Genomic DNA, 6,292 nt, shown 5'->3' with positions numbered 1-6,292 from the left:
ACCGAGATAACGATATTGCAGCCTTTACAGAATGGCGAGGCCGAAAACCCAAAAGTGAATTTGAAACAGGGTTTGGGATGTTCTACCATGCCGCACTGCTCTCCGGAGTGCTGTCACCAAAAACTGAAGACTTCCTTTTGGACTATTATCTGTCAAAGCCTGATGGAATGTTTTACATTTACGATAAACCTCTGAATAAACCGCCAATCGTCTTTGCTTCTCGGTCAGCAAGCCGCTATCTGGCCGCGATAGAGGTATTGAGCCGATATGGCCGGGCAAAGGATAAGCTGGCCTTTGTCATAGACTGGCTCACTGCCAATCAGGATGAAAACGGCCAGTGGAATTTTGGTGAAAAGGCTAAAGATGGTATTTATTTCCCTTTGTCGGACCGCTGGGATAAAACCGCAAGACTCGCAGACAGCACCTATCGAGTCAGCAAAGTATTTTCAGCTCTTTCGCTGTCACAGCCAGAGGATGCGTAAGGCCCCCTGCATCCAAGGCAGTCAACAAAGAGCAAGCAACAGCTTTGGTGGAATACACCTTCCTTGAAAACGCATTTTTATTTTCGGTCACTATTGGAAAAGCACCACCCTTCTTTTTTGTGATATAATAAGGCAGTAAAGTCTCGGAACATCTGTTGTGCAGCTGCCCGGACTGCTTCAAATCCTTAACGCCCGAAAGGACCTTTTATGAGCGCGACCATTCCCATGCGGGTGATTGCCCGCATTCACAGTGATTTTACCAGCAAATTCGGTATTCCCCGCCAGAGCGGCCTGGTGGAAAGCCTGCAGGCCGTGATCGTGTTCGAGCCGGAATACCGGGACCCCAATGCCCTGCGCGGCCTGGAGGACTTTTCTCACCTGTGGCTCATCTGGCAGTTCTCTCAGGCGGTGCGCCAGACCTGGTCGCCCACGGTGCGCCCGCCTCGGCTGGGCGGCAACACCCGGATGGGCGTATTCGCCACCCGCTCCCCCTTCCGGCCCAATGCCATCGGCCTTTCCTGCGTGAAGCTGGACCGGGTGGAGCTTCACCCGGAGCTGGGTCCGGTGATCCATGTGCTGGGTGCGGACCTGCTGGACGGCACCCCCATCTTTGACATCAAGCCCTATCTGCCCACGGCGGACTGCCATCCTGAGGCACTGAGCGGCTTCGCGGGTCCGGTGCGGGATTATCACCTGGAGGTGGTCTTCCCCCAGCAATGGCTGGACCGGGTGCCTGAGGCCAAGCGCAGCGCCCTGCAGGGCGTGCTGGCGCAGGACCCCCGCCCCTCCTATCAGGATGACCCGGACCGGGTCTACGGCCTGACCTTCGCCGGGCTGGAAGTCAAATTCACCGTAAGCGATGGTGTGCTCACCGTCTGCCGGGTCGCCCCGGCCAGAGACGGGCAGCCCGCCAGCCGCTGACCATACAAAAAGCATCAGGCCCGGATTCCGGGCCCGGGAAAGTGAGGTTTTTGCAATGAAACGTGCCTGTGTATTTATGGCAAATGGAACCGAGGAATGTGAGGCCCTGCTCACGGTGGACATTCTGCGCCGTGCGGGGGTAGAGGTGGTCACCGCATCGGTGAACCAGAAGCCGGAGATTCTTTCCAGCCACAATGTGCGCATGGACACCGATGCGATTGCGGCGGACATCCAGGCGGACGGCTTTGATCTGATCGTACTGCCCGGCGGCATGCCCGGCACCATTAATCTGAAGGAAAACGAATTTGTGAAGGCCGTCTGCCAGCAGGCAGCCGCCGCCGGCAAGCTGGTGGCCGCCATCTGTGCCGCTCCCAGCGCGCTGGCTGCCTTCGGCCTGCTGGAGGGCAAGAAGGCCACCGCCTATCCCTCCTTCACCGATCAGCTGGCCGGGGCCACCGTGGTCAAGGAGCCTGTGGTGGAGGACGGCGACATCATCACCGGCTGGGGCCTGGGCGCGTCTATCCCCTTCTCTCTGGCGCTGGTGCGGCGGCTCTGCGGCGCGGATGCCGCCGAAGCGGTGCGTCAGGCCATCGGCTACCCCTATGGCTTCTGATTACAGCATACGGCTTTTGCGCGGGCCAGCCACACGACCCGCGCTTTTTCTTCACTTGGCCTGTTTTTCGCGGCTCTTCCCCCCCGCCTGTGCATAAATTATTTCATGGCGCCGGCTTTGTTTCCTGCATCTGAAAAGGAGGTATGCCCTTGAACGGAATTCTTCTGCTGACCGGGGTGGTAATCCTGGCCTGCATCCTGGCTCATCGCTTTACTGAAAAGCTGCCCATCCCCACTCTATTGGTATTCATCGGCCTGGGTATGCTGTTCGGAGAGAACGGGTTGTTTCGCATCCGATTCAACGACTATTCCCTGGCTGAAACCGTCTGCTCGGTGTGTCTGATCTTCATCATGTATTACGGCGGCTTCGGCACCAACTGGAGAGCCGCCCGGCCGGTGGCGGTGCAGTCGGTGCTGCTGTCCACCCTGGGGGTGCTGCTCACCGCCGGGCTTACCGGCTCGTTCATCCATCTGGTGCTGCGGCTTTCCTGGCTGGAGAGCCTGCTCATCGGCTCGGTGATCGCCTCCACCGATGCGGCCTCTGTGTTCAACATCCTGCGCTCCCGCAGCCTGAACCTGAAATTCAACACGGCCAGCCTGCTGGAGCTGGAATCCGGCTCCAACGACCCCATGTCCTACATGCTCACGGTGGTGCTGGTGACCCTGATGACCGGCGGCGACATCTCAGTGCCGCTGGTGCTGGCAAAGCAGCTGGTGTTCGGCATCCTGTTCGGCGTGTGCATCGGCTTTGCGGCCGCTTTTCTGCTGCGACGTACCCATGCCACCATGGCCCAGGGCGACACCATATTCGTGTTTGCCGCGGCCCTCATCGCCTATGCACTGCCCTCCATGCTGGGCGGCAACGGTTACCTGAGCGTGTATCTGTGCGGCATTTTGATGGGCAACGCGCCCATTGCCCAGAAGCGGGATCTGGTGCGTTTTTTTGACGCGGTCACCGGCATCACCCAGATGATGATCTTCTTTCTGCTGGGTCTTCTGGTCACCCCGGCCCAGCTGCCCCGGGTCTTTGTGCCTGCGCTGTGCATCCTGGCCTTTCTCACCCTGGTGGGGCGGCCGGTGGCAGTGGCGGCACTGCTGGCCCCCTTCCGGCCCAAGGCCGGGCAGATCGCGCTTGTCTCCTGGGCGGGCCTGCGCGGTGCAGCCTCCATCGTGTTCGCCATCTACGCGGTGCTGCACAACGCGCCGCTCACCTACGACCTGTTTGATCTGGTATTCTGCATCGTGCTGCTCTCCATGGGCATTCAGGGCACCCTGCTGCCCCACATGGCCCACCACGTTTCCATGATCGACGACAACGCGGACGTGCGCCGCACCTTCAACGACTACCAGGAGGAAAACGACATCTGCTTCATCAAGCTTCACTTGGACGAAGGCCATCCCTGGGCGGGCAAGCTGCTGCGGGAGATCGTGACCCCGCCGGACTTCCTGGTCAGTCTGATCATCCGCCGGGACGAGGGTGTTCTGGTGCCCAGCGGCTCCACCCGGATGCTGGCGGGCGATCTTCTGGTCATTGCCGCCCGGGAATTTGAGAACCGGGCAAACCTGACCCTGCAGGAGGTAAGCATCGACGCCTCTCACAAGCTGTGCGGCAAGCAATTGCGGGACGCACCTCCTGCCCCCGGCACGCTTGTGGTAATGGTGCAGCGGGATGGCCAGACCATCATCCCCACCGGTGACACCGGCGTACAGGCGGGCGACACCCTGGTAGTGGCCCGCTACTGATCTGCATTTTCCCTAAGGACATAAAAAAGCTTCGGAGTGCCTGGGCACTCCGAAGCTTTTTGTTTTGTATTCTGCGCTTTTAAAAAAATCACTCGTGCCGGATGGCTTCCAGCGCGCTGATCTTGGTGGCGCGGATGGCGGGCCACAGGCCGCTGAGCACACCCACCAGGGTGGAGAAGCCCAGACCCAGCAGCACCAGCCAGGGCGGGATCATGGAGATGGCAGCGCTGCCGCCGTCCATGCCATAATAGTAGCCGCCGCCAAAGCTGCCCATCAGGCCGCTCAGATCGATCTTGCCGCCAAACAGGGCCGCAATCGTGGTCAGATTGTTCAGCACTGCGCTGGCCGCGTAGCTGAGCGCCACACCGATCACGCCGCCCAGCAGGCCGATGGCACCAGCCTCCACCAGGAACATGTTGCGGATCTTGCGCACCTCGCAGCCCAGCACCTTCATCACGCCAATTTCCTTGGTGCGCTCATAGATGGACATCATCATGGTGTTGGCGATGTTCAGCGCCGCCACCAGCAATGCCACAGCTGCGGTGCCGCCCAAAATCATCTGGCTCTTGGCTACGCTGGCCTGCATCTCCTCGCGAATCTGGGTCATCGAAGAAGTCTCATATCCCAAATCCTGAATTTTCTCCTCCACCTCAGCCACATTGTCTACATCGTCTACCTTCACATAGACGTTTTCATAACCGTTATCCTTCTGCTGGATTGGCCGGCCGCCGGCAGAGGAAATCATCACGCCGCCGCTGTTGCCCTTGTTGCCGGAAAGCTTCTGGTAGGCCTTGCTGAGCATCTGCATATCCGACACCCGCATGACAACACCGGCATTGGTGAAATACTGCTTGGCGTCATCCTGCTGGAACACGCCCATAACCACCAGCTGATAGTCCTCGGTCTTTTCGTTTCCGTTTTTATCGTAAGCCATCAGGCGCAGGGTAAGCTTTTCCTTCTGTACATCGAAGAAGGGCTCCACCGGGTTTCCCAGCGCGTCGGTTTCGCCCCAATAGCGCTGACGCTTACCGCTGTTATAGCTCTTGCGGGTATCTTGGAATTCATAGGCAAAATGCTCGCCGATCAGCACCGGGATCTTCTTTTTGCCCAGATTGGTATCGCTGGCCACAAAGCTGCCGCTGATCAGCTTATAATCCATGGCCTGCAAAGCGTCCATGTCCACGCCGTACATTTCCCAGACATAGGCCTCGTAACGGTCATTTTTGCCTGCGTAGACCTGGGCGTTCAGGTTATTGTCCCGATACATGGGGGTCACTGCCACCACATGCTCATAGCTGCGCAGCTGATCCAGCATTTTATCGTCCAGCACCGGCACATCACCGCTGGCCGCGCCCCACTGGTAGTTGTTGATGGTGATCTGGGTCAGATCACCCCAGCTTTGCAGCATGGCTTCGTTCTGGGCATTGCTGGCAATGCCCAGGCTGATCATTACGATGATGGAAAAGGTGCCCACCACCACGCCGATCACCGTCAGTGCGGTGCGGCCTTTGCGGCGGCGAAGATTATCCGTGCTGAGACGCAGCAGATCAGATATCTTCATCTTCATCCTCCAACTGAGCCAGTTTCTTTGCTTTCTGCTTCTTCTTGATCACGACTACGACCACAACGACCACAGCCACAACGCCCACCACGATGAGCGCCCAGCCCCAGATGGGCATGCCGGGAGCGGTTTCGGTCATGGTGGGGTCCATCATACCCGGGTCCATAGGATCGATGCTCATGTCCGGCATGGACTCCACAGTGCAGGAGAACTCCTTCTCCAGGGTCTTCACTTCGCCCTTGGCATCCTCATAGCTCAGAATGACCTTACCGTTGATGGTGCCCTCGGCCGCAGCCATAACGCTGAAGTCCACCGAGTTCTCGGTGCCGGCAGCGATGTTGCCCAGGAACTGGCTCTGGCCAGGGTTGGCCAGGTTCTCACCCTGGATCTCGGCGGAAAGGTTGTTGATGGCGCTTTTGCCCTTGTTCACGAAGGTGACGGACAGGTAACCCTCCTCGCCCATCATGATGGTTTCGGGGGCTTCCATGTTGGTGATGTCGAACCGCTCGGGCTGGGTCACCGGAATGGAGATGGGAGAGGTGGCAGCCTCGCCGTTCTTGCTGCTCAGGTTCACATTGATGCTGATGGCGCCCGGCTCAATGGTGGCATCGGTCATCATCTTATAGCTGATGGTCTTGGTGGTGTTGGGAGCCATCTCGCCCACATAAGTATTCATGCTGCCGCTGGCCAGAGAAACACCCTTCAGCTCGCCGAAGTTCAGGCCCACCATCACGTCCTGCAGGTTGGCGTTGCCACTGGTGGTGAAGAGGGTCAGCTCCAGGGTGAACTCCTTGCCGGCTTCCACGCTGTTGCCGCCGAAGGAGAAGTCCTTGACCAGGATCTTCGGGTAGTCATATTCCGGTTTCTCGGTGGTAACGGGCGCGGGAGGGGGGGTGGGCCCCGGCGGGTTGGGGTTCACGTCCAGACACTGGGCAATAAGTTGGGTACCCGTAAGTACACCGCGCAGATTGGT

General features: G+C 58.9%; 6 protein-coding genes. 4 read left to right on the top strand and 2 right to left on the bottom strand.

Going from position 1 to position 6,292, the window contains the following annotated elements:
- The 4 genes from J7G73_RS12030 to J7G73_RS12015 all read left to right on the top strand — a co-directional run.
- On the top strand, positions 1–482 hold a 482-nt coding region (locus tag J7G73_RS12030), incomplete at its 5' end, for a hypothetical protein (RefSeq protein WP_291246426.1).
- A gap of 207 nt (positions 483–689) precedes the next feature.
- Complete coding sequence (gene tsaA, locus J7G73_RS12025) at positions 690–1,403, top strand: tRNA (N6-threonylcarbamoyladenosine(37)-N6)-methyltransferase TrmO (protein ID WP_291246425.1); 714 nt, start codon at positions 690–692, stop codon at positions 1,401–1,403.
- Positions 1,404–1,458: 55 nt separating this feature from the next.
- Positions 1,459–2,016, top strand: a complete 558-nt coding sequence (locus J7G73_RS12020; RefSeq protein WP_291246424.1) for a DJ-1 family glyoxalase III — start codon at positions 1,459–1,461, stop codon at positions 2,014–2,016.
- Between the two features lie 149 nt (positions 2,017–2,165).
- On the top strand, positions 2,166–3,758 hold the full coding sequence (locus tag J7G73_RS12015; RefSeq protein WP_291246423.1) for a potassium/proton antiporter: 1,593 nt from the start codon (positions 2,166–2,168) through the stop codon (positions 3,756–3,758).
- Positions 3,759–3,846: 88 nt separating this feature from the next.
- Here the strand turns inward: J7G73_RS12015 and J7G73_RS12010 are convergent, their stop codons facing one another.
- Together J7G73_RS12010 and J7G73_RS12005 are read right to left on the bottom strand one after the other, a co-directional pair.
- Positions 3,847–5,319, bottom strand: coding sequence for an ABC transporter permease (locus tag J7G73_RS12010; protein WP_162613329.1), 1,473 nt, complete (start codon positions 5,317–5,319; stop codon positions 3,847–3,849).
- A partial coding sequence (locus tag J7G73_RS12005) for a COG1361 S-layer family protein (protein WP_367113997.1) occupies positions 5,306–6,292 on the bottom strand: 987 nt, incomplete at its 5' end. The genes J7G73_RS12010 and J7G73_RS12005, both read right to left, overlap by 14 nt.

This window comes from Allofournierella sp., from assembly GCF_017889395.1.
Classification (GTDB): Bacteria; Bacillota; Clostridia; order Oscillospirales; family Ruminococcaceae; genus Allofournierella.
The sequence above is the reverse complement of the archived record's forward strand: the minus strand, read 5'-3'. Positions and strand labels throughout refer to the sequence as shown.